Raw genomic sequence first — 2,036 nt, 5'->3', positions numbered from 1 at the left:
ACTTCCTTGTTCAAGGCTCTATATGCGGTTTAACTATCACCGAAAAGGAAAAACATCAAGCACAAAAGTTCAGCAGGAATGTCCCACCGCCAATTTACAAAGACATTGTTATCTGAAGTTACTCCTGCCCCTTTCAATTGAATGATTGCCTGAATTCCAATGGTGTCTGATGGGTTTTGCTCTTGAACAATCTGCTAAAGGATTGCGGGTGCTCGAAGCCTAACCGGTAGGCTATTTCAGACACAGATAGGTTGGAGGTGGACAATATTCCCTTTGCATGTTCAATGAGCTTGCTGTGGATATGCTGCTGTGTGTTCTGTCCAGTCAACGAGCGCAGCATGTCACTCAAATAACTGGCTGACACATTCAGCTGTTCTGCAAGATGTTGTACTGAAGGTATGCCTTTCTCCAAAGTTACTTCATTACTGACGTATGCCGTTAATATATCCTCGAATTGCTGAATCAGATCACCACACACCGCTTTGTGGGTGATGAACTGGCGTTTGTAAAACCTACTGCTGTAATTGAGCAGTAATTCAATCTGGGAGATAATCACATCTTGGCTGAAATCATCTATTCTGCTGTTCAGTTCCTCATCAAGTATTTTGAATACGGAGAATATCGTTTCTTTTTCCTTTTCAGACAGATGCAGGGCCTCATCGGTGGCGTAAGAAAAGAAGCCGAATTGCTTTATTCTGTTGGCTAAGGGATACGATAAGAGAAAATCAGGATGCACCAGCAACATACAACCTTTACTTTTGCTACTTCTGGGTTTTTCAAATGACTGACCCGGTGAGGTGAAAACCATGCCGCCTTCACCAAAGTCATAATAGCTCTGTCCGTATCTGGCTTTGCCAACAGTGTCTTTATAGGCAACTTTGTAGAAGTCCAAAACCAGGTAATCGGGTAATGCTTCAGGAGGCATCTCCATGTCCTCCATACGGATAAGGCTCACCAGGGGGTGTTCGGGTTTCGCTAAGCCAAACTTCTGGTGGAACTCCGCTAGTGACCGGAACTTGTGCAGCCTATTCTCGTTGCTTCTCATATCTTCAAGTGTCTTCAGCCCTCATGCAAAGATACCGATTGTTTCACCATGGCGTTTCTCCTGTTTCTGGATTGTATTCTTCGCTGATGAATTTACCAGTCGGGCCATCTTCTCCAATCATCACATATTTTGTGATGCGCATCCCGCCTTCCTGCACTGTTCCGGTACCTCTGTGCCCATTGAAGTCGGTGGCTACAAATCCAGGACAGACTGCATTCACTTTGAAAGGCGTATCTCGCAACTCATAAGCGAGATTGATGGTGTACATATTCAAAGCTGCTTTTGAGGCAGGGTAGAGGGCTGCCTTGTGGCTATAGTATTTCCAACTTGGATCACTGTGCAAGGTAAGCGAACAGCCGCTGGAAGAAACGTTGACGATTCTGGGCTGCTTGGACATTCTGAGCAAACCGATAAACGCCTGCGTCACTCGTACTACACCATACAAATTGGTATCCATCACTTTCTGATAAGCTTCGGCATCGGCTTCTAATGCTGCATGCGGAAACCCTCCGTTGATACCGGCGTTGTTAACCAGCACATCCAAGACTTCAGTTTTGTTTCCGATGTGGTTTCTGGCAGCTTCTATAGATGCGGTGTCGGTCACATCCAATTGGATGGCCTCCACTTCATCAAACCCTGCTTCGTTCAACTCTGCTACGGCTGCCTTTCCCTTGGTGATGCTGCGGCTTCCGATGAACACATAGTATCCGTTTTCCAAGAGCTGTCTGGCGGTTTCAAAGCCAATTCCCTTATTTCCTCCTGTTATCAGTGCTTTCTTCATTTCCCTGATGCTATCGTTATAGGTTCTTGTACGCTTCGGCGAATTCTTCAGCAAAGTCGCTGAGCTTCACCTTGCCCAGCTTTGGTTTGTTCAGGCAGTAATCTTCATACAAACTACCGTCCTGCTGTGCTTGCTGCATCGCTACCATGCCGTTTGCGATCCACTCGTTGACACCTGCCGAAAGCATTTGGTTTAGTAAAGTATCAGGCG

The 2,036-nt window shown here is 46.1% G+C and carries 2 protein-coding genes and 1 pseudogene; all 3 read right to left on the bottom strand.

The window, feature by feature from the left end; genetic code table 11:
• Positions 1–133 precede the first annotated feature (133 nt).
• On the bottom strand, positions 134–1,045 hold the full coding sequence (locus LN995_RS21505; protein ID WP_229963154.1) for a helix-turn-helix domain-containing protein: 912 nt from the start codon (positions 1,043–1,045) through the stop codon (positions 134–136).
• A gap of 43 nt (positions 1,046–1,088) precedes the next feature.
• Complete coding sequence (locus LN995_RS21500) at positions 1,089–1,826, bottom strand: SDR family oxidoreductase (protein ID WP_229963153.1); 738 nt, start codon at positions 1,824–1,826, stop codon at positions 1,089–1,091.
• A 16-nt stretch (positions 1,827–1,842) separates the two neighbouring features.
• Positions 1,843–2,036 (bottom strand): annotated as a pseudogene (locus tag LN995_RS21495) (NAD-dependent dehydratase); the annotation flags it as partial.

It is taken from the genome of Pontibacter silvestris (genome assembly GCF_020907275.1).
Lineage (GTDB): Bacteria > Bacteroidota > Bacteroidia > Cytophagales > Hymenobacteraceae > Pontibacter > Pontibacter silvestris.
This window is presented reverse-complemented; position numbering and strand designations above follow the sequence as displayed.

Coding starts and splice junctions, on each gene's coding strand:
- LN995_RS21505 (WP_229963154.1), bottom strand. CDS start 1,045: ATGAGAAGCAACGAGAATAGGCTGCACAAGTTCCGGTCACTAGCGGAG.
- LN995_RS21500 (WP_229963153.1), bottom strand. CDS start 1,826: ATGAAGAAAGCACTGATAACAGGAGGAAATAAGGGAATTGGCTTTGAA.